This is a genomic window from Bacillus sp. AFS017336 (assembly GCF_002555445.1).
In the GTDB taxonomy this organism is placed as follows: domain Bacteria; phylum Bacillota; class Bacilli; order Bacillales; family Bacillaceae_G; genus Gottfriedia.
In genome coordinates this window covers 19,207-39,359 of record NZ_NUCO01000039.1, presented here as the reverse complement: position 1 = coordinate 39,359, position 20,153 = coordinate 19,207, and the positions used below count along the sequence as shown (strand labels likewise).

Below are 20,153 nucleotides of genomic sequence, written 5' to 3'. Positions count from 1 at the left end.
TTTCTTGACCGAAGTCCAAATTTGTTCATAAAACACCAATTATTGTTCATAAAAAGATTGGACCTTTAAAGATCCAATCTTTTTATTGGAGTATGAGTACAAAAAACAAAGAAAACTCGCAAGGAAGAGACTACCTTGTAAGTTTTCTTATTGAATTAACTAAATACCTCTGTTTTTTGGCGATTTAAAATAGTCGCGTCTGGGCAATGCTTTTTTATTTCACGTAGAAAAATTTCTTCATCTTTTGGTAGTGAAAGCAATGCAAATTCGTATCTTTTGTATTCGATTTTTAATCGTTTAAAAGTCCAGGCTGGTGATGAGACTGGATTATTTGAAAAACAAACGGTCCTAATTTCACTATATGGGATGTTAATTTTAATAAAACCAAATTTGGATTTGAATTCGGTTTCTGTTAATTCGTGGTACGTGTGAAATAATGCCCAAGCTAGAACAATCAATATTGGCAATAAAAAGACAAAGACAACTAGACTTATAATGATTCCAGCGCTATCGCCTTCAAGTATGCTAATAATTGGAACTGAAATAATAATTGGGATTAAGCTCAGAATTAAAACGACTAGTAGTGGATTTTTCTTCACTTTAAATTTCATGACAATATCTTTTCCTATCCTAAAATTTGATTTAGATGATGCTTCATATGATCAATATAATCTGTAAATAACCAACTTAGAGTAACTGTTTCGTCATTTTGAGTTTTATATTGTAGTTTCCATTGATCTTCTGAAATAGTTGAGAGTACATTTATGAATCGGTTATTTAGCGTAGTCCATAAAGTAAGAATTTCTTCAATTGTATAGCCATTTTGATAATCATTAAGTTCTACCCATGAATTTTGTTTATAAAGTTCCAGAATTAATTCATCGTTTGAGGATAATCTGTCTATAAATCTTTTATGGTTCATAGTCGCTGAGTCACAAAGATGACCAAGGATTTCTTTTTTCGACCATTTTGTAGGGCTCGATCTAAAATTTGTATTCGATAAAGATATGATGATTTTTGGGACGGTTTGGATTAGACTACTAAATTCGTTTAATAAATTATTCATCTAAAAACTCCTCCTTCGTTTCTACTATGTTATGAATATGAACAAACATTTTTCTTTATGTGTCTTTAGACAAGCCTTTGGTGAATAGGTTGTTAGTAGGACAATCTTGGAGGTGGCTTGATGTTAGTCTTTTTACTTTATGTTGGATTGTTAGTTGGTGTATTAGCAGTTTATAAAGATGCCATTAAGCGGGATGTTAATAATCTTGGTTTTCAAATGATCGGTTATTATGTACTAGCTTCTCTGCCTTTTCGATTATTTTGGTTGCCAGTACCTTTTGGTTTTTTAATTTGTTTATTTCTATTATCTAAACCAATGCTTCGATATAAAAAACAAAAACAAGTTGCTAGTCTTTTAGGTTTCATTGTATTTATAGTAGATGCTTTATTCTAAATGAATTTTTCATTTAGAATAAAGCTTTTTTTATTTATTTCTTTGCAATTTTTAATGCTTTTTCTGTATTAGCAAAGTGTAATTTTGTTAGACTTCTTAAAGCTTCAAAACCTTTTAATTTAATTAGTTTTGCAGCGGCTTGGTCTACTTTTGCACCGGCTCCTTTTGGTAAGGTCATGCCAGCCTTTTCGCTTAATTTGTCCATTTGTTGAAGAAATGAATAGCGAGCTAGAATTGAAGAAACTGCAACCGAAAGATGTAGACCTTCAGCTTTTGTAGCAAATTGTACTTTATCTCGAATCACTTCTTTTGTGCCTTTTAAATATCCGTAATACAGATTTGGAGGAGTGAATTGGTCTATTAAAATTGCGTCATACGTTTTTCCTTCTAATTTTGAAATGGTATTTCGAATTGCTTGATTGTGTAGTAAGGCCTTTAATTTGTTCATATTATAGCCTTTTTCTTGCATATCGTTATATTTTTCATTGTGTAGTACTAAAAGACTGTAAGTTACGACATGCATAATCTTTTTTGCTATGCTACATATGGCATCATCAGTTAATTCTTTGGAATCTTTAACCCCTAATTCTTTTAGTAATTCGAATTGACTCGGATCTACAAAGGAAGCAACTACTGCCATTGGTCCAAAATAATCTCCAGTACCAACTTCATCACTCCCAATAACTGCAAGACTTGAAAAGTTTTTTGGTAAAGTTGAATTCGAATTTGTAGGATTTACCTTTTTAGGAGTTTGGCTAGCCGATTTCCCTTGCCATTTACTTACTTCAGCATCACAATTTGAGCCTTGGAACATTACTTTGCCTGATTTATAAGCAGTGATTGTACAACCAGTTGGTTTGGCCATGAAAATTCCACCTTGTGGCACTTTTGGTTGAAGACTATTTTGGTAATATGATTTCATTTTTAAGAGTGTATCTTCGGAAACTGTTAATACAGTGTTTGACATAAATTTCTCCTTTGTTACAGATAATTTCCAATACTTTTGATTGTATTGAATTTCATGTTATAGTTAAGGTTAGAATGTTTATAGCTGATTGGAGGTATGAAGTTGTCCAATTCTTCATCAAAACAAAAACTAAATGTGACTATCTATGGGCAACATTATGCAATTACTGGTAACGAGTCCACAGATCATATTCGTCATGTTGCCTCAATTGTAGATGATAAAATGAAAGAAATAAATCAAAAAAATCCATTTTTGGATACAAATAAATTAGCCGTTTTGACAGCAATCAATATTGTGAGTGATTATGTAAAATTAAAAGAAAGAGCTGAAATGCTCGAAAAATTAGTAGAAAAACAATTGAAAAGTGAGCAGAATGACAATGATTGATTTAATAATACTTATTATTTTTGTTTTAGGAATTTTGACAGGTTGGAGAAGAGGATTTGTTAGCAGCCTTGTTCGATTACTAGGTTTTTTACTATCCTTATATTTAGCTTATCATTATTATGAGCAGACCGCTACTTCACTTAAAAAATTATTTCCAATGCACATAAATGGAAGTCAGGTCGTAAATGTACAAGGATTTGCTTATGAAATTATTGCTTTTGCCCTGCTATTTATTGGGACAAGACTAGTAATCACATTTATTGGTTCATTAATAAATGGAATATTCCAGTTACCTGTTTTAAAGCAAATGAATGCTTTTTTAGGTGGTATTTTAGGCTTTATCGAAGTTTATTTATTTTCGATTTTAGCTTTATTTATTGCATTAATTGTTCCAATCAATACAGTTCATGATTTATTACACAAGTCTAATATCGCTTATTTTATGGTGCAACATACACCGTTTATATCAAATCAATTGATGGAACTTTGGAATGGAATTTCAAGTTCCGAAATACTTTAATGAGTTCAAATTAGTAAATTAAGTAGGTGACTTAAGATGCATAAAAAGCAATTAATTAAACTATTAGAACAAATTGCAACATATTTGGAGCTTAAAGGTGAGAATGCCTTTAAAATATCGGCATTTCGTAAAGCAGCTAATGCACTTGAAGCTGATGAAAGAAGTCTTGAACAAATCGATGACTTTACAGCAATTAAAGGGATTGGAAAAGGGACTTCTGCGGTAATTTTAGAGTATATTGAAACTGGCAAAAGTGCGGTTTTAGAAGAACTGCAAGAATCTTTACCAAAAACTTTACTTCCTTTACTTAGATTACCTGGATTAGGTGGTAAGAAAGTAGCTAAGCTCTATCAAGCATTACAAATTGAGAGCATGGAGCAGTTAAAAGAAGCTTGTTTAAATGGTAAATTACAAGGATTAGCTGGGTTCGGTAAAAAAACAGAGAAAAATATTTTAGAGTCAATTGAGGAATTTGGTAAGCAGCCAGAGCGTTTGCCGTTGGCTGATGTCTTACCAATTGCTGATAAAATTGAAGCTTATTTAGCAGGAATGAAAGATGTTGACAAATATTCTAGAGCAGGAAGCTTACGAAGAGTCCGTGAAACTGTTAAGGATTTGGATTTTATTATTGCTTCTAATAAGCCGGAAAGTATTAAACAACAATTACTTTCTATTCCGGAAATCGTACGAGTAATTGCACAAGGGGATACAAAGGTTTCTCTAGTTTTAAAAGGTGCTGAATATGAAATTTCAGTTGACTTCCGTATTATTTGGCCGAAGGAGTTTGCGACTACTTTACATCACTTTACTGGATCGAAGGATCATAATGTAGCAATGCGCCAATTAGCAAAAGAGCGTGATGAAAAAATTAGTGAGTATGGTGTTGAGAATGTTAATACTGGTGAAGTTTTAACGTTTGATAATGAAGAGGACTTTTATGCTCACTTTAATTTGCCTTGTTTTCCACCTGAGATTCGAGAGGATGGGAAAGAAGTTTCAACGTTTACGAATGAATATCCATTAATTCGTTTAGAAGATATTAAGTCTGATTTACATATGCATTCTACATGGAGTGACGGTGGCTATTCAATTGAAGAAATGGCAGATGTTTGTCGTGCAAAGGGCTATAAATATATTGTTATTACAGACCACTCTCAATATTTAAAAGTCGCTAATGGTTTAACTCCTGAACGCTTATGGAAACAAAAGGAAGAAATTCAGCGTGTTAATGCAAAATACACTGATTTTACAATTCTACATGGAGTAGAAATGGATATTTTGCCTGATGGTTCATTAGATTATGAGGATGATGTTTTACGTTCACTAGATTTTGTTATTGCATCAATTCATTCGAGCTTTAGTCAAGATGAAGATACAATTATGATGCGTCTAAAAAATGCAATGAGAAATCCATATGTTAACATGATTGGACATCCGACAGGGCGAAAAATTGGTAGACGAGCTGGATACAAAGTAAATGCCGAGGAATTAATTTCTGTGGCAAAAGAAACTGGTACGATTTTAGAATTAAATGCGAATCCTAATCGACTAGATTTAAATAAAGAAATGTTGATGATGGCCAGTGAAGCTGGTGTGTTGCTATCAATTAATACTGACGCACATAACATTGATATGCTAGAGCATATGACTGTAGGGGTAAGTGCGGCCAAGAAGGCTTGGTTAAAAAGAGAAAATATTGTAAATACATTTGAATTACACGAACTTTTAAGCTTAATTGAAAGGAAACGTAATTGAGTGTAAGGAGGTACGGGGTATGAATCGTACATTAAGAGTTTTAGAGTACGAAAAAATAAAAGAACAATTACTTAAACATGCTTCATCATCACTTGGTAAAGAACGAATTAAAAACCTTTTACCAAGTACGGATTATGATGAAGTTGTCGAACTACATGAATCAACTGACGAAGCAGTAAAAGTGATCCGTCTACGCGGAAATGTTCCACTTGGTGGATTAACTGATATAAGAATGCAAGTTAAAAGAGCGGATATTGGCGGAATGCTTTCACCTTCTGAGTTAATAGCGATTTCAGGTGTTACATATGCTGGACGCCAAATGATTCGTTTTATTGAAGGATTAATAGAAAGTGAAGTAGAGATTCCATATTTAGAATCATTAAGTGAGCAAATCATTCCTTTATTAGAACTAGATAAAAATATTAAAACTGCTATTGGTGATAATGGTGAAGTTTTAGATGACGCTAGTGTGGCACTTCGGATGATTCGTGGACAAGTACGTACTGCTGAAGCGCGTATTCGTGAAAAATTAGAAAGTCTAACTAGAGGCTCGAATGCTCAGAAAATGTTATCTGATTCAATCGTAACAATCCGTAACGATCGATTCGTTATTCCGGTAAAACAAGAATATAGACATGTATATGGCGGAATTGTTCACGATCAGTCTTCTTCTGGTCAAACATTATTTATTGAACCTCAAGCTATCGTTACGTTAAACAATAGTTTACAAGAGGCTAAAGTAAAAGAAGAGCAAGAAATTGAGAAAATTTTAATGGCATTAACAGGTCAAGTGGCTGAAGCTTCAGAAGACTTATTGCAAAATGTTAAGATTTTAGCTGAAATGGATTTCTTATTTGCAAAAGCAAACTACTCTCATGCTATTAAAGCGAGTAAACCAATTTTAAATAACGAGCGATATTTTAAATTGAAAAAAGCACGCCATCCGCTAATTCCAAGAGATGTCGTTGTAGCTAATGATATTGAATTAGGTAAAGAGTACACAACGATTGTTATTACTGGTCCTAATACTGGTGGTAAGACAGTTACTTTAAAAACAATTGGTATTTGTGTTTTAATGGCACAATCGGGTCTACAAATTCCTGCATTAGATGGCTCAGAAATCTGTGTGTTTGAACAAGTGTTTGCCGATATTGGTGATGAGCAGTCAATTGAACAAAGCTTAAGTACATTTTCTTCGCATATGGTTAATATTGTCGATATTTTAAAACATGTAAATCATAATAGTCTAGTATTATTTGATGAATTAGGAGCTGGAACTGATCCTGGTGAAGGAGCAGCATTAGCAATCTCAATTTTGGATGAAGTTAGCGATTATGGGGCAAGAGTTGTAGCAACTACACATTATCCTGAATTAAAAGCATATAGCTACAATCGAGAGCAAGTTATGAATGCAAGTGTTGAGTTTGATGTTGAGACATTAAGTCCGACTTATCGATTATTAATTGGTGTGCCTGGTAGAAGTAATGCGTTTGAGATTTCTAGAAGACTAGGACTTTCAAATCGTGTTATCGAAAAAGCAAGAAATCATGTAAGCGAAGAAAGTAATGAAGTTGAAAATATGATCGCATCTTTAGAAACGAGTCGAAAAGGTGCAGAGACAGAATGGAAAGAAGCAGAAGACTTCCGTAAAGAATCTGAACGTATTTTCAAAGATTTACAAAAGCAAATGATGGAATTCTATGATCACCGTGATGAATTATATCGTGGAGCTCAAGAAGAAGCGAAAAAGCGTGTTAAAGTAGCACAGCAAGAAGCTGAGGATATTATTAAAGAGTTGAGACAACTTAAAAATAGCCAACTGTCTTCAATTAAAGATCATGAATTAATTGAGGCGAGGACTCGTTTAGAAGGGGCAATTCCTTATGCACCTAAGAAGACCATTCCTCAAGCGGCTCCAAAGAAACAAAAGAAGCTTCGTGAAGGTGACGAAGTAAAAGTAATTAGCTTTAACCAAAAAGGGACATTACTTGATAAAATTGGTGAAAGTGAATGGCAAGTTCAACTCGGTATTATTAAGATGAAGGTAAAAGAAAGTGATATCGAATATATTAGTTCACCTAAAGAAGTAAAAGAACGAACGGTTACTTCAGTAAAAGGTAAGGATTTTCATGTCAATCTTGAGCTTGATCTTAGAGGGGAAAGATATGAAGATGCGTTAATTCGCGTTGAAAAATATATTGACGATGCTTTGTTGGCTGGTTATCCACGAATTAATATCATTCATGGAAAAGGCACAGGTGCTCTAAGACAAGGCGTACAAGAATACTTAAAAAAACACAGAGCTGTTAAATCTTATCGATATGGTGCAGCCTCAGAAGGCGGAATCGGTGTTACAGTAGTGGATTTAAAATAAGGTAGTAGGGGTTCAATGATGGAAAAGTTGGCAAAAATATTATTTGCAGTTTGTGCAATATTTTTAGTTTGGGGAATTTTATACGTGACGGTTATTAAATAAAATAATGGAGGCTAGCATCATTATCGTAATTCTGTTATTTATGTAGGTAAAACCACATAATAATGAATTGAGAAAATAATTGAGTTAGTCTCTTTTTTAATTAGAAAGGTGAATTGGTTTGAAGAAAATCATCTTAGCGGTAGTCATCTTTGTTATTGTCTTTGTTGGATTTAATGGTTTTCCTCATAAACACAAAAAGAAGGTAATTGTAAATAAAAATATTATTGTGCAAAGAGATGTTCGCTATACAAATCCTGCTCAAGTGCCACAAACTTTTGATTTATACCGCTCTAAAAACGCTCATGGTCCAGCACCGACGTTAATATTTGTACATGGAGGTTCTTGGAGATATGGTAGTAAAGAGTTAAACAAAAGATGGCAAACGATTTTTAATGAAATTGTGAATGACGGATATACCGCAATTAGTATAAACTATACACTTTATTCTAAAGAAAATTATTCGTATAATTTTCCTGTTAATGATGTGAAAACAGCGATCAATTTTATTTACGATAATTCTACTGAATTAGGAATTAATCGAAATCAAATTGGTTTAGCAGGTGCTTCTGCTGGTGGTCATTTAGCCTTATTAACTGGTCTTCAACCTGATATACAAAGTAAAATTAAATACATGATCGCTTGGTATCCTATTTCGGACTTAACGACTATGAATCAATCTCCTACTTCAAGAAGCTCGGAAATTGTAGATAAATATATGAATAGTACCGTCGATCAAATGACTGCTGAATATAATCGGATGAGTCCTATACAATATGTAGCAAAGACAAAAGTTCCAATCTTTATCGTACATGGTACAGGGGATAAGCTTGTTCCATTTAGTCAATCTAAACGATTTGCTAAGAAAAATCCGAAAATGGTTACGTTGATTCCTCTCAAGAATGGAAATCATGGATTTACAAATCTATCGATACAAAAGTCTACGAATGATACGATTAACTATTTAAAGGCGAGACTAAAAAAGTAAGGAGATTCAATGAGTCATATTAATAAAATTCAATTTCTAACAAAAGAGCATTGGAGTCTATTGTTACTTGCTGATCCATCGAAAGAAATGGTAGATAAGTATATTCAAAAGAGTCATATTTATGAAATAGTAGATCGTAATTTGCTCGTTGGTATAATCGTATTAATGGAAATTTCCAACGAAGAGATTGAAATTAAAAATATTGCAATTGATCCAGCCTTTCAAGGTAATGGCTATGGTAAAAGTTTAATTCACTTTGGTATCCGTGAATCTAAAAAACTTGGCTATTCTAAAATTTCGATATGTACAGGTAATTCAAGTACACATCAATTAGCGTTATATAAAAATTGTGGCTTTCGAATAAGTACTATTTCCCGTGATTTCTTTATTCAAAATTATGAAGAAGAAATTTGGGAAAATGGAATTCAGTGTAAAGATTTAATAAAGCTTGAACAAATAATAGGTTAAACAAGTAGGGTGTCCCAAAAGGGCATCCTACTTTTTATATTTATAGGAAGTATTTAAAGAAGAGTAGTTGAAATAACAGCCGAAGTGCAAATAAGATGGTTGAACATGCAAATAAAACTGTGAAATGTGCAAATAAGAAATCCGAAACTGCAAATAAAGTACGAACTGCAAATAAAAATAGAGAATCTGCAAATAAAATCAGTAAAACTGCAATTAAATTTAACAAAACTGCAAATAAAATTAGTGAAACTGCAATTAAATTCCCTAGAATGCCAAATTAGACAGGGAATTACCTATACCGGTTAGGGTATTTCTCCTATATAATTGTTCAAAAGTAGATACACAGGAATGGAAAATTAATAAATATGCTCTAATTCCATTTAAAAAGCCTAAAAAAGTGAAGAAATCTACTAAATATCTATAAATGGAGAGCATAATATCAACTCTAATTGAAAAAAGTCACCAGTATACCCCCATTTTGCTTTTCTTAAATATAAAAAAGGGGCCGCCTATTCGTCTGTAACGCAGACTAATAGTACGGCCTCATTTTTTAATCATTAAACGGTTTAACATACATAACGTATGTATTTCGGTCTTGATCGACTTCGTTTGATGTCTGCTCATAAATTTGTTGATTGATTGTAATATAGGTTGATTGAAGCCAAGATAGTAAGTCTAACTCATCCCCGCTTTCATAGAAATGAATTTCCTCAAAAGAATCAACATCTCTAATTTCAATTCCTAATGGTCTATTTAAATGATAATAAGGAGTATTTTCTAATTCAGATTCAACCACTTCAATTACATAACGATCTTCTTCTATATAAGAGCCTCTGTTCTCATAAACGAAACCATTTAAAATAAAATAGTCGCAATATCTTCTAGTAAAGATTTGGACCTTTGATAAAAATGGAAAATGGTAAATTGGACGCGTAGATTCGCCGTCCAGCAGTCGGTATTCAAGAACAAAAATGTTATCAGTATTAAACATTGTTCGGACTCCTTTATTAATTGTATATCTATTAGTATATAACAAAGACCCGGTTAGAAATGTATGTATTTATTTCATTAAGAATAGAATAAGACACTTTACTTATGAATATATTTAACTTGTTTCTCATTTTTCATCGTAAACTAGTTTTTATATACAGTTCGCCTGAGTGTAGTTTAGTATAGAATAGACTAATTTAATTCTGGAAAGGAGATCCAAATGTCAAAAACATCATTATTAATGAAAAAAGTTAGTATCGCTTTAACGAGTGGATTAGCAGTAGGTGCACTAGCTGGTTGTAGTTCTCAAAGTGCGGATCGACCAGAAAAACCTAAAAATGACGATTGTCGTGACTGGGATTTTGATGATGACGAAGGTGTTTGGGTTTGTGATGACAGCTCTAGTCATTACTACCATAGTTATTATCACGGAGGAATATTTTATCCAACAAGAACAGCGTTACATGGAAGTAAATCTTATAAGAGCTATAAATCTTCTAGTAGCTTTTCAGGACATACTTCGTCTTCCTCAAAGAGCGGGTTTGGTAAGGGTTCGTCTGGAGGATTTGGTGGTTAATAATGGAAAATGTCAATTTACATGATTATCAGCAAAAACGAAAAGAAGTATATAAAAGATTACCAGACTTTTGGGCAGATTTACAAGATTCATATTATGCTTTATTAGATTATTATCCATTTACCAAAAGTGAAGTAGATGAAATTCATTCAATTACTGAGCAAATTGGAAAAATTTATGATAAGACGGCTCGTTTAATGAGACAGCTTCCAGATGATATTTTTTATATGTTAGGTTATTCAAAGGAAATTCTTCCGTTTTTACGTCATAAAACGATTGAAAGTGAAGGAATCATTAGAAGAATTGATCTTGCCTTCACAAAGGATGGTTGGAAACATTATGAATGTAATAGTGACACGCCAACTTTTATTATGGAAACACATCATGTTAATGGCTATATTACAGATTACTTCAATGTGAAAAATCCTAATGCTGAAAGTGAAATGAAATTATCTAACGTCATAAATCATGTCATAAATAAAAGTATTAAAGGTTTAGATGAACCGATGATTGTTTTTACAGCTCACGGAGAACATGAGGAAGACTGGAAGACAGTTAAGTATATTCAATCTCTATACAAAGGTAAGAGTCAATTGATTTCACTAGTAGACTTACAAATTATTGAAAATGATGGACTATATACACCTCAAGGGGAAAGAATACATATTCTTTACCGACAAACTTATCCAATTGAACATCTAGAGCTTGATCAATCTTCAGATGGGACAAAAATTGGATTGGCATTATTACAGCTTGTAATAGATGGGAAATTAATTATGTTCAATCCTATCTCATCATTTTTATTACAGTCTAAAGCTGTTCAAGCATTGATTTGGAACTTACATATAGAACAATCAGATGTTTTTACAGTTGAAGAACATGAAGTCATTAGCAATTATTTTCTACCAACTTTTTTAGAGCCAGATTATTTTATCGAACATAAACTTCCATATGTTGAGAAACCTGCATTTGGACGTGAAGGAGATTCGATTAAGATTTATGATGGTGAACATAGTCAGCAAAGTAATCAGAATAACTACTCTAATCAGGTGATGGTCTACCAACAATACTCGCCTTTACCTAAGCGTAAGGTTATGACTCCTGAAGGGGTGTTAAATTTACATGTATTAGTAGGTAGTTTTTTAATTAAGGAAGAATACGGTGCAATCGGCGTGCGTGCTGGAAATATCATTACTGGAAACGAAAGTTGCTTTTTACCAGTAGGGATTGTTGAAGAAGAAATTTAAATAAAGGGGATGAGATGTTAAATGGATAGTATTGTTAGTACATTGCAATATTTAGGATCAGGACTTATTCTTTTATTTATTGGATTTTTAGCGTTTACTTTTACAACTAAGATGAGTGAGCAAAAATTAATATTAGTTGATGGCAATATAGCCGTTGCATTAAAATTAGCAGGTAAATTAGTTGGATTAGCAATCGTTATTATGTCTGCAGCAAAATACTCAGTTAACTATGGGGACTTTATTATTTGGAGCCTAGTTGGCATTATAGCTCAAATGGTTACATATTGGATTGCCGAATTTGTAGTATTTCCGAAAATATCATTTGCTAAAAAGGTTGAAGAAGGTAATGTTGCCGTTGCAGCATTATTATTTACATTAAGCGTAACAGTAGGTTTATTGATTTCGGGTAGTATTTCATATTGATGACAAGAATGAGAATGCTATTTTGGCATTCTCTTTTTTAATTATTTGGCTAGATACGCAAAAAATTAAATTTAACTTTTATTGAAATTCTTTTAACTGTATGCTTATCTTATAAGCAATTAAAAAAATTACAATAAGTTTAAGTGTACTTTACTTTCACTTTAGAAGGAGGAAAAGCGTTGACTTTAGAAATTAAACAGCTTTCTAAAAAATTTGGAGATGCTATTGCAGTTAATCAATTGTCATTAACTTTGCCTAAAGGAAGAGTACTAGGATTATTAGGTAGGAATGGAGCGGGGAAAACGACCACTATTAAAATGTTGATAGGGCTACTTACCCCTACTAATGGAGAAATAAATTGGGAAGGTGCTCCTTTTAAAACGACTAAAGTTAAGGTCGGTTACTTACCAGAGGAAAGAGGTTTATTTACAAAAAGTAAGGTTGTTGATCAACTAAAGTACTTTGGAAAACTAGAAGGAATGTCTAACAAGGAAGTCGATAAAGAAATAACATACTGGTTAGATCGTTTGGAAATACCGCACTATCGAAATAAAAAGGCTGGAGAGCTTTCCAAAGGTAACCAACAAAAAATTCAACTAATTGTAACTTTATTACATAATCCTGAGTTCATTATTTTAGATGAGCCTTTTAGTGGACTAGATCCAGTTAATGCGGATTTAATGGCATCAATTATTACCGAAGAAATTGAAAAAGGGAAAACGGTAATATTATCGAGCCACCGCATGGATCAAGTGGAAGCATTTTGTGAACATGTTTGTATTTTAAAGAACGGAAATGTAGTCGCAGAAGGTAGTTTAAGTAGATTAAAAGAGGAATATGGTTATAGAAATTTAATTTTAGAAGATATAGAGCCTATTAAACAATTATTAGCTTCTAAAAATGTAAGTTATGAACAAAAGCATTCGGGAATTTACATAAAAGTGAAAAGTGATGAGGAAGCATTTACGATTTTAGATCATATAAAGTCGGAAATGGGTTCAATAAGGAAATTTCAATTATTAGAGCCGACACTAAATGATATCTTTATAGAGAGGGCGAGATAAATGAGAAAATTTAGTACGGTCTTTTTATTTCATTTACGTGAAGGCTTAATGGCAAAAGCAACGATGATTATGAGTGTAGTTTTATTTATTTTTGTCGTTGGGGTATTTGGAGTACAGAAATATATCGCGGGTACAGAAAAGACTAATAAGGATAAAGATAAAATTGTATTAATTAATCAGACGGTAAATTATCCTTTAGATCCTGCTAGTTTAAACAAAACACTTAAATCGGCTAAAATAGAGCAGGGAAATCCGGGTAATGAAATAGATGTAAAAAAACAAGTTGAGGATGGCTCAAAAGATGGATTAATTATCATCACTGAAAAGAACAATGTCCCGGCAATTCAATATACTTATAAAAAGTTCTCAAATAGTGATGTACTTTCAGTATTAAATATGACATTGCAACAAAATTACTTAACGAAAACTGCGCAAGACTTAAAATTATCACCCGACTCTGTAGCAATGTTATTGCAAAAAGTGGAAGTTAAAGAAGAAGTTCTAAAAAACCCTATGGCTACATTCGGAATTGCTTACTTTTTTGGCTTCTTACTATATATGTTTTTATTAATTTATGGAAACTCAATCGCTACTGGTATCGTTGCTGAAAAGTCTTCTAGAGTAATGGAAGTATTATTACCTAAAGTAAGTCCTGTCGTTACTCTATATGGAAGAGTCGTTGCAGTATTTTTTGTAGCCTGCGCACAATTAATTGTACTAGGATTAGGATTTCTATTTGCCAATTTATTAGGCTGGGTGAATACTAATGCGATATCTTTTTTTGGAATGAAAATAGATTTAGAGGCATTAGATAGTTCAACCATCATAGCTTTTGTAGTTTATTTCTTACTAGGTTATTTATTGTACGGATTACTTTACGCTGCAATTGGATCAGTCGTTTCTAGAACAGAAGAGCTTCAAATGGTTCTGATGCCACTTACAATATTAGTTGTAGCTGCATTCTTTATTAGTATTAATGCATTAATAAATCCAAACGGTACATTTATCCAAATTAGCTCTTACATTCCATTCTTTGCACCACTTGTAGCATTTTCTAGATTTGTAAGCGGAGAAATGAATTTTATAGAAATAAGTGCTAGTGTATTAATTTTACTCGTTTCAATTTTGATTTTAACTCGTGTTGCTAGCCGAATTTATGTTAATGGGGTCATGTATTACAGTGAAAAAGTAAAATTGAAAGATGTTGTTCGATTATTGAAAAGACAATAAAAAAAGAGATCTCTCAAGTCGTATTGCTGACTTAGGAGATCTATTTTTATTTCATCTTCACACAGTAAATCTGAAGTAACTCTTTTTTAAAAAATTGATTTTATGCTTCGAAATGAAATAGAAGCTGATTACTCAACTTAGTTTTAACTTTAATTCTTTCAAAGAACTAGTCTTTGATTTTTGAATTCACATTCTGCTGTAAAACTTCCAACTCTCCAATTACAATCTCCGAAACACGTTTATATCCTTTTGTATTATTCGGATGCATACTATCAATTAAATAATATTCACCGTTCATTCGATTCCAGCCAACATTAGAGTATAGGTCAATACAAGGCAATGAGTAAAAAGATGCTACATCTTTTACAGCTCGAGCGTAATCAGATGTTAAAAAACCGGCTTTATTTTTATCTTCATATTTTCCCTCGTGATATCTAGGTACAGGCGTCATAAGAATAATTCTGCAGTCTGGTAGCCTTAATTGTATTTTTTCAACCATCGAACACAAAGCACCAGTAAATGTAGATTCGTCTAAGTTAAGGTGTTTATTTGTTGGCAATCCATTTCCTAAAGGAATGTTTCTACCAAAGTCATTTGTCCCACCCATTATTGTTAATAACTGAGTAGTAAGTGGAATCGTAGCATTGATTCTTTGACTGTTACACATACTAGACAAAATTTCTGTTGTTCCTTTTGGCTGTATATCAGGTGGGTGACCTTTATAATTTCCATTTTTATCGATCCAAGCAATCGACCCATTTTCAGCTATAGTTGTTCCGCCAATCCCTCTATTCAGATGGGTCAAACCTAACTTTTCCGCTACAGCTGGTTGCCATCCGTTAGACGAAGTTATACTATCCCCATAGCTAACCCATTCTATTGATTTGTATTTAGTTATCATTTTACCTTTTACATAAGGCATATTTGCGAACAATTTATTACAAATGCGTTTTACATTCCATGATAATCTATTCATAGATATCACCCTTTTTACACATTTACTTTTTAAACATGTAAAGCGTTTTTTTTGCTCATGTAATTTTGCCACAAGGACCTTACAGTATTAACAGTTTATATGTGACCATTACTATATATTACATTAATCGAATTCTATTTAAAGTTTAGAACTAAAAGAAAACGCCCCTCTATTGTTATTTAAAATAAACAATAGGGGACGATTAGATTATCTACTAGTTAGTTGACTGATCCTGTGGTATTTTCTCAATTAAATTAGTATAGGAGTCTTGTATTCTCTTTGTTATTACTCCGGGTTTACCTAAACCAATAGAATAAGACTTTTCATCGAGTAAAACTGAAGTAACAGGTAAAATGTCCGAAACTGATGCAGTTGTAAAAGCTTCATCAGCATTTAAAAGATCATTGATTGAAAATGGATCTTCTTTTACTTCTATATTTTCTTTTTTGGCAATTTCAAGTACTACTTTTCGGGTAATACCATTAAGAATTAAATGATTTGCAGGATGGGTATAAAGAGTTGAGTTTTTTACGATAAAGACATTTGTTGCTGAACCCTCAGTAATGATTCCATCTCTATGCAAAATAGCTTCTTTTGCTCCCTTAGCAAAAGCTTCATTTTTTACTAAAACACTGCCCAATAAATTTAAACTTTTAATATCACAGCGGAGCCACCTAATGTCATTAGTTACATAAGCAGTAATTCCTTTATCCATTTGTTGTAATGGTCTTTGATCTTCTCTAACTGTATAGGCAATTAATTGAGGTTTTAAATTAGCTTCTTCTTGATAAATATGATTACGGTTCATTACACCTCTACTAATTTGAATATAAACATAGCCATTATCATAATCACAAGTGTTCATTAAATAAACTAAATCACTTTCAAGCTTTTTTAGATGCATTTTAAAGGGAATTAGTATTTTTTCACAGCTTTCCTTTAAACGAATTAAATGTGCATCGAGTTCAAAATAAGATTTATTGAAAAAAAGAATGACTTCGTAAACACCATCTCCAAATTGATAACCTCGATCTAATATATTTACATTTGCAGACTTTAAATCAACAATACGGTTGTTTAAAAGAACCTTTGTTTTCATCTATTCTTCACTCCCCGTTATCATAAAAGTCATTTTACTAATAAACATTTTTAATAATGAGTTTTTTTGTGATACATTCAATATATCATAAGTTTATTAAATATTTTGTAAAAAGGAGAGAGACAATGAAAATATTAATTTTAGGTGCTAGTGGACTAGTTGGTAAAGCTTTAATAAAAGAATTATCTCCTGATCATGATGTATATGGAACATTTAATCAAACGGAATTAGAATTAACAGTTGATCATCAATTACAATGGGATATCAATGATTCAGAGAAAATTTTGAATTGGATTGATCGTATTTGCCCGGATGTTATCGTTTCTTGTTTACGAGGTGATTTTATCGTTCAATTCGAAGCTCATGCTAGAATTGTAGAAAAGATAAAATCAACACCGACTAGATTATTATTTTGTTCTACAACAAATGTTTTTGATGGAGACGTAACAAAGCATCATGCTGAAACTGATCCTCCTGTTGCTGAGTCGGATTATGGACAATTTAAAATAAAGTGTGAAGAGCTTATTAAGAACGAGCTTGGAGAGCGTGGAGTAATTTTAAGATTACCAATGGTTTGGGGAAAACAATCTCCGAGGTTAAAAGAAATAAAGAATAAAATAGAAAATGGGCAAGAGATTGAAGCCTACGACAATATATATTTAAATCATGCCATTGATACAGGGATAGCAAGCCAAGTAAAACAAATTATCGCAAATGATCTAAAAGGTATTTTTCATTTAGCGACTACTGATATTGACTCACAATATGCATTTATTTGGAAACTTGTAAAAGACTTATCGCCAGAGGGAAAAGTTAAATCGTTAACACTTGAGAATTATGATAAATATAATTTTGGGTTATTAATTAATCGCACTGATCTAGAATCAGGTTTTTACTATGATAATGGAATACTACTTGATCAACTAGTTAAATAATTTCATAAAAAATAAGAAAACAACTGGTGATTAAATATTCTTAATATTTTGATTGTATAGCTGAAATTTGTAACATATACTAATTTTAGTATGAACATACTTTTAAAATACTGGTGGTGAATGGTATGGAGGAACTAAGTGTAAAGCCTTGGGTGAGTCAGTATCCAGAGCAAATACCAACAGCATTAGATGATCACTTTGAAATACTACCAAACTATTTAAAGCAGACAGCTTCGAAATATCCAACTAAGAAAGCGCTTAATTTTCTTGGGAAATCGATGACTTTTAACGAAATTTATATTCAGTCTTTAAGATTTGCAAATTTTTTAAGGAATTTAGGAATTAAAAAAGGTGATCGGGTTGCAATCATGCTTCCAAATTGTCCACAAGCAGTGATTGCATATTATGGAATTCTATTTGCAGAAGCAATAATTGTCCAAACAAATCCGCTCTATACTGAACGTGAGCTTGAACATCAAATGAATGATAGTGGTGCAACGGCTATTATTTGTTTAGATTTATTAATTAATAGAGTGTGCGAAGTAAAGAAAACTACAAAGCTTCAACACATTTTTGTTACTGGGATTAAAGACTATTTACCGTTTATTAAAAGGATATTATATCCTTTTTCAAAACAACCAAAGGCTCCGGAGATACCAAAAGATCATTCAATCCATGAATTTAATTTTATTATGAACATATCTGCACCAATTGAACATGAGCCAACAAATAGTAATGTAGACGATATAGCAATACTGCAATATACGGGTGGAACTACCGGCTTTCCAAAAGGTGTAATGCTTACGCATAAAAACTTAGCATCTAATACATTAATGGCCGAAAAATGGTTATATAAAAGCAAGAAGGGCCAAGAGAAAATTTTAACTGTCTTGCCATTTTTCCACGTATATGGAATGACTACTTGTATGAATTTATCGATAATGTGTGCATATGAAATGATAATCGTTCCAAGATTTGATGCAACTCAAATGCTTGAAGCGATAAATAAGTATCGTCCTACATTGTTTCCAGGTGCACCAACCATGTATATTGCACTATTAAATCATCCAGAATTAAAGAAGAATGATATTTCATGTATTCATGCGTGCTTAAGCGGATCCGCAGCATTACCTGTAGAAGTTCAAGAGCAGTTTGAAAAGGTGACAGGTGGGAAATTAGTTGAGGGCTACGGGTTATCAGAGGCTTCTCCAGTGACACATAGTAATTTCCTTTGGGATAAACGAGTGACTGGGAGTATTGGCGTTCCATGGCCAAGTACAGATGCTAAAATCGTTTCCCTAGAAACAGGAGAAGAGCTACCTCCACGTGAAATTGGTGAATTAATTGTTTCAGGACCACAAGTTATGAAAGGCTATTGGAATCGTCCTGAAGAAACTGCTGCCACTTTAAAAGATGGATGGTTATATACAGGTGATTTAGGTTATATGGATGAGGAAGGCTTCTTTTATATTGTTGATCGTAAGAAAGATATGATTAACGCAGGAGGATTTAATGTTTATCCTAGAGATATAGAGGAAGTATTATATGAACATGAGGCTATTAAAGAAGCGGTTGTAGTTGGAATTCCAGATGACTATCGTGGAGAAACAGTTAAAGCGTATGTTGTATTAAAAGAAGGTAAATCGGTAACTGAGGATGAATTAGATGATTTTTGCCGAAAATATTTAGCAGCATACAAAGTTCCGAGAGTTTATGAATTTAGAACAGATTTACCGAAGACGATGATTGGTAAAATATTAAGAAGAACATTGCTTGAAGAAGAAGAGCAAAAGAATAGTAAAACAGAAGATTCCGATGAAAATTTAATATAAATTCAATTGAGGGATGATCAACAGAACATCCCTCAATTGAATTTATTTATAAATACCTTTGATTTTTTTTTGAGGAACAAATTATTAAAGGACAATTGACAATTTTCTGATAAATTTGTATTATGAGAATATGAATGATTATTCATTCACTGTATGAAGGGGTATATAAAGATGAAAAGAGATAAACCAAAATATAAACAAATAATTGATGCTGCAGTTGTTGTAATTGCTGAAAATGGTTACCACCAAGCGCAAGTTTCTAAGATTGCAAAGCAGGCTGGAGTAGCTGATGGAACAATCTATTTGTATTTTAAAAATAAAGAATCAATCCTAATTTCGTTGTTCGAAGAGAAGATGGGAAATTTTACTGAAAAAATTCGTGAAAAAATTGAAGGTAAACCCGATTCTATATCGAAATTATTAATGTTGGTGAAAACTCACTTTTATGAAATGTCTAAAGATTCACATTTAGCAATCGTTATGCAATTGGAAGTAAGACAAACAAATATTGACCTTAGATTAAAAATAAACGAGGTACTGAAAGAGTATCTCCATATTATAGATTCTATTTTAATTGATGGGGTAAATAGCGGTTTGTTTGACAAGCAATTAGATATACGTACAGCTAGACAAATGATTTTTGGGACGATTGATGAAGTGATGACTCATTGGGTAATGACAGGTCAAAAGCAAGATCTAGAGTCAAAAGCTGAAAAAGTTCACCAATTATTAATAAGAGGATGCGGGTACCAAAATTAACGTT

The 20,153-nt window shown here is 32.4% G+C and carries 22 protein-coding genes; 16 read left to right on the top strand and 6 right to left on the bottom strand.

Going from position 1 to position 20,153, the window contains the following annotated elements:
- Nucleotides 1-155: 155 nt before the first annotated feature.
- Both CN601_RS21045 and CN601_RS21040 read right to left on the bottom strand, forming a co-directional pair.
- The gene (locus CN601_RS21045) at nucleotides 156-611 is read right to left on the bottom strand and encodes a PH domain-containing protein (protein ID WP_098172246.1); all 456 of its coding nucleotides are present in this window, start codon (nucleotides 609-611) and stop codon (nucleotides 156-158) included.
- A 14-nt stretch (nucleotides 612-625) separates the two neighbouring features.
- Complete coding sequence (locus CN601_RS21040) at nucleotides 626-1,066, bottom strand: DinB family protein (RefSeq protein ID WP_098172245.1); 441 nt, start codon at nucleotides 1,064-1,066, stop codon at nucleotides 626-628.
- Nucleotides 1,067-1,186: 120 nt separating this feature from the next.
- Between CN601_RS21040 and CN601_RS21035 the strand changes: the two genes are divergently transcribed.
- Nucleotides 1,187-1,459 carry a hypothetical protein gene (locus CN601_RS21035; RefSeq protein WP_098120325.1) on the top strand — a complete coding sequence of 91 codons (273 nt, stop codon included), beginning with the start codon at nucleotides 1,187-1,189 and terminating at the stop codon, nucleotides 1,457-1,459.
- A 34-nt stretch (nucleotides 1,460-1,493) separates the two neighbouring features.
- On the opposite strand, the gene rnhC is transcribed toward CN601_RS21035, so the two are convergent.
- Complete coding sequence (rnhC, locus tag CN601_RS21030) at nucleotides 1,494-2,426, bottom strand: ribonuclease HIII (RefSeq protein ID WP_098120324.1); 933 nt, start codon at nucleotides 2,424-2,426, stop codon at nucleotides 1,494-1,496.
- Nucleotides 2,427-2,528: 102 nt separating this feature from the next.
- On the opposite strand from rnhC, the gene zapA reads away from it, so the two are divergent.
- From zapA to CN601_RS20995, 7 genes are all read left to right on the top strand, one after another.
- Nucleotides 2,529-2,813, top strand: a complete 285-nt coding sequence (gene zapA, locus CN601_RS21025) for a cell division protein ZapA (protein ID WP_257131775.1) — start codon at nucleotides 2,529-2,531, stop codon at nucleotides 2,811-2,813.
- Nucleotides 2,806-3,333: a CvpA family protein gene (locus CN601_RS21020; protein WP_179865638.1), complete on the top strand. Its 528-nt coding sequence runs from the start codon at nucleotides 2,806-2,808 to the stop codon at nucleotides 3,331-3,333. Before zapA ends, CN601_RS21020 begins: the two co-directional genes overlap by 8 nt.
- A 36-nt stretch (nucleotides 3,334-3,369) precedes the next feature.
- Entirely contained in the window at nucleotides 3,370-5,088 is a 1,719-nt protein-coding gene (gene polX / locus CN601_RS21015) for a DNA polymerase/3'-5' exonuclease PolX (protein ID WP_098172244.1), read from the top strand.
- Between the two features lie 19 nt (nucleotides 5,089-5,107).
- A complete protein-coding gene (locus CN601_RS21010) occupies nucleotides 5,108-7,462 on the top strand; it encodes an endonuclease MutS2 (protein ID WP_098120320.1) in 2,355 nt (784 codons plus the stop codon).
- A gap of 220 nt (nucleotides 7,463-7,682) precedes the next feature.
- Complete coding sequence (locus CN601_RS21005; RefSeq protein WP_172447303.1) at nucleotides 7,683-8,549, top strand: alpha/beta hydrolase; 867 nt, start codon at nucleotides 7,683-7,685, stop codon at nucleotides 8,547-8,549.
- Nucleotides 8,550-8,558: 9 nt separating this feature from the next.
- Complete coding sequence (locus CN601_RS21000; RefSeq protein ID WP_098120318.1) at nucleotides 8,559-9,017, top strand: GNAT family N-acetyltransferase; 459 nt, start codon at nucleotides 8,559-8,561, stop codon at nucleotides 9,015-9,017.
- 95 nt (nucleotides 9,018-9,112) lie between these two features.
- Nucleotides 9,113-9,298, top strand: coding sequence for a hypothetical protein (locus CN601_RS20995; RefSeq protein WP_098172243.1), 186 nt, complete (start codon nucleotides 9,113-9,115; stop codon nucleotides 9,296-9,298).
- 269 nt (nucleotides 9,299-9,567) lie between these two features.
- Here the strand turns inward: CN601_RS20995 and CN601_RS20990 are convergent, their stop codons facing one another.
- A complete protein-coding gene (locus CN601_RS20990) occupies nucleotides 9,568-10,008 on the bottom strand; it encodes a hypothetical protein (RefSeq protein ID WP_098172242.1) in 441 nt (146 codons plus the stop codon).
- A 219-nt stretch (nucleotides 10,009-10,227) separates the two neighbouring features.
- Here CN601_RS20990 and CN601_RS20985 point away from each other — a divergent pair, with 219 nt between their 5' ends.
- The 5 genes from CN601_RS20985 to CN601_RS20965 all read left to right on the top strand — a co-directional run bounded on the left by CN601_RS20985 (nucleotide 10,228) and on the right by CN601_RS20965 (nucleotide 14,548).
- Complete coding sequence (locus CN601_RS20985) at nucleotides 10,228-10,584, top strand: aminotransferase yhxA (RefSeq protein ID WP_098172241.1); 357 nt, start codon at nucleotides 10,228-10,230, stop codon at nucleotides 10,582-10,584.
- Between the two features lie 2 nt (nucleotides 10,585-10,586).
- Nucleotides 10,587-11,831, top strand: coding sequence for a glutathionylspermidine synthase family protein (locus CN601_RS20980; protein WP_098172240.1), 1,245 nt, complete (start codon nucleotides 10,587-10,589; stop codon nucleotides 11,829-11,831).
- A gap of 21 nt (nucleotides 11,832-11,852) precedes the next feature.
- Nucleotides 11,853-12,254 (top strand): DUF350 domain-containing protein, encoded by a 402-nt coding sequence (locus CN601_RS20975; RefSeq protein ID WP_257131774.1) that lies wholly within the window; start codon nucleotides 11,853-11,855, stop codon nucleotides 12,252-12,254.
- Nucleotides 12,255-12,433: 179 nt separating this feature from the next.
- Nucleotides 12,434-13,318, top strand: a complete 885-nt coding sequence (locus tag CN601_RS20970; RefSeq protein WP_098172239.1) for an ABC transporter ATP-binding protein — start codon at nucleotides 12,434-12,436, stop codon at nucleotides 13,316-13,318.
- Complete coding sequence (locus tag CN601_RS20965; protein WP_098172238.1) at nucleotides 13,319-14,548, top strand: ABC transporter permease; 1,230 nt, start codon at nucleotides 13,319-13,321, stop codon at nucleotides 14,546-14,548.
- A gap of 166 nt (nucleotides 14,549-14,714) precedes the next feature.
- On the opposite strand, the gene CN601_RS20960 is transcribed toward CN601_RS20965, so the two are convergent.
- A complete protein-coding gene (locus tag CN601_RS20960) occupies nucleotides 14,715-15,524 on the bottom strand; it encodes an SGNH/GDSL hydrolase family protein (RefSeq protein ID WP_098172237.1) in 810 nt (269 codons plus the stop codon).
- 214 nt (nucleotides 15,525-15,738) lie between these two features.
- Entirely contained in the window at nucleotides 15,739-16,623 is an 885-nt protein-coding gene (dat, locus tag CN601_RS20955) for a D-amino-acid transaminase (RefSeq protein ID WP_098172236.1), read from the bottom strand.
- A 125-nt stretch (nucleotides 16,624-16,748) separates the two neighbouring features.
- On the opposite strand from dat, the gene CN601_RS20950 reads away from it, so the two are divergent.
- From CN601_RS20950 to CN601_RS20940, 3 genes are all read left to right on the top strand, one after another.
- Nucleotides 16,749-17,558 carry a sugar nucleotide-binding protein gene (locus CN601_RS20950; RefSeq protein ID WP_179865637.1) on the top strand — a complete coding sequence of 270 codons (810 nt, stop codon included), beginning with the start codon at nucleotides 16,749-16,751 and terminating at the stop codon, nucleotides 17,556-17,558.
- A gap of 125 nt (nucleotides 17,559-17,683) precedes the next feature.
- Nucleotides 17,684-19,390, top strand: a complete 1,707-nt coding sequence (locus CN601_RS20945; RefSeq protein WP_098120308.1) for an AMP-binding protein — start codon at nucleotides 17,684-17,686, stop codon at nucleotides 19,388-19,390.
- Nucleotides 19,391-19,561: 171 nt separating this feature from the next.
- Nucleotides 19,562-20,149, top strand: a complete 588-nt coding sequence (locus CN601_RS20940) for a fatty acid metabolism transcriptional regulator FadR (protein ID WP_098120307.1) — start codon at nucleotides 19,562-19,564, stop codon at nucleotides 20,147-20,149.
- The last annotated feature ends 4 nt before the right edge of the window (nucleotides 20,150-20,153 follow it).

Excerpts from the sequence above, each read along its gene's own strand:
- CN601_RS20985 (WP_098172241.1), top strand. The coding sequence starts at position 10,228 with ATGTCAAAAACATCATTATTAATGAAAAAAGTTAGTATCGCTTTAACG.
- CN601_RS20990 (WP_098172242.1), bottom strand. The coding sequence starts at position 10,008 with ATGTTTAATACTGATAACATTTTTGTTCTTGAATACCGACTGCTGGAC.
- CN601_RS20950 (WP_179865637.1), top strand. The coding sequence starts at position 16,749 with ATGAAAATATTAATTTTAGGTGCTAGTGGACTAGTTGGTAAAGCTTTA.
- CN601_RS20965 (WP_098172238.1), top strand. The coding sequence starts at position 13,319 with ATGAGAAAATTTAGTACGGTCTTTTTATTTCATTTACGTGAAGGCTTA.
- CN601_RS20940 (WP_098120307.1), top strand. The coding sequence starts at position 19,562 with ATGAAAAGAGATAAACCAAAATATAAACAAATAATTGATGCTGCAGTT.
- CN601_RS20960 (WP_098172237.1), bottom strand. The coding sequence starts at position 15,524 with ATGAATAGATTATCATGGAATGTAAAACGCATTTGTAATAAATTGTTC.
- dat (WP_098172236.1), bottom strand. The coding sequence starts at position 16,623 with ATGAAAACAAAGGTTCTTTTAAACAACCGTATTGTTGATTTAAAGTCT.
- CN601_RS20980 (WP_098172240.1), top strand. The coding sequence starts at position 10,587 with ATGGAAAATGTCAATTTACATGATTATCAGCAAAAACGAAAAGAAGTA.
- CN601_RS20995 (WP_098172243.1), top strand. The coding sequence starts at position 9,113 with ATGGTTGAACATGCAAATAAAACTGTGAAATGTGCAAATAAGAAATCC.
- CN601_RS21010 (WP_098120320.1), top strand. The coding sequence starts at position 5,108 with ATGAATCGTACATTAAGAGTTTTAGAGTACGAAAAAATAAAAGAACAA.
- CN601_RS21035 (WP_098120325.1), top strand. The coding sequence starts at position 1,187 with ATGTTAGTCTTTTTACTTTATGTTGGATTGTTAGTTGGTGTATTAGCA.
- polX (WP_098172244.1), top strand. The coding sequence starts at position 3,370 with ATGCATAAAAAGCAATTAATTAAACTATTAGAACAAATTGCAACATAT.
- CN601_RS21045 (WP_098172246.1), bottom strand. The coding sequence starts at position 611 with ATGAAATTTAAAGTGAAGAAAAATCCACTACTAGTCGTTTTAATTCTG.
- CN601_RS21040 (WP_098172245.1), bottom strand. The coding sequence starts at position 1,066 with ATGAATAATTTATTAAACGAATTTAGTAGTCTAATCCAAACCGTCCCA.
- CN601_RS21020 (WP_179865638.1), top strand. The coding sequence starts at position 2,806 with ATGATTGATTTAATAATACTTATTATTTTTGTTTTAGGAATTTTGACA.
- CN601_RS20945 (WP_098120308.1), top strand. The coding sequence starts at position 17,684 with ATGGAGGAACTAAGTGTAAAGCCTTGGGTGAGTCAGTATCCAGAGCAA.
- rnhC (WP_098120324.1), bottom strand. The coding sequence starts at position 2,426 with ATGTCAAACACTGTATTAACAGTTTCCGAAGATACACTCTTAAAAATG.
- CN601_RS20975 (WP_257131774.1), top strand. The coding sequence starts at position 11,853 with ATGGATAGTATTGTTAGTACATTGCAATATTTAGGATCAGGACTTATT.
- CN601_RS21000 (WP_098120318.1), top strand. The coding sequence starts at position 8,559 with ATGAGTCATATTAATAAAATTCAATTTCTAACAAAAGAGCATTGGAGT.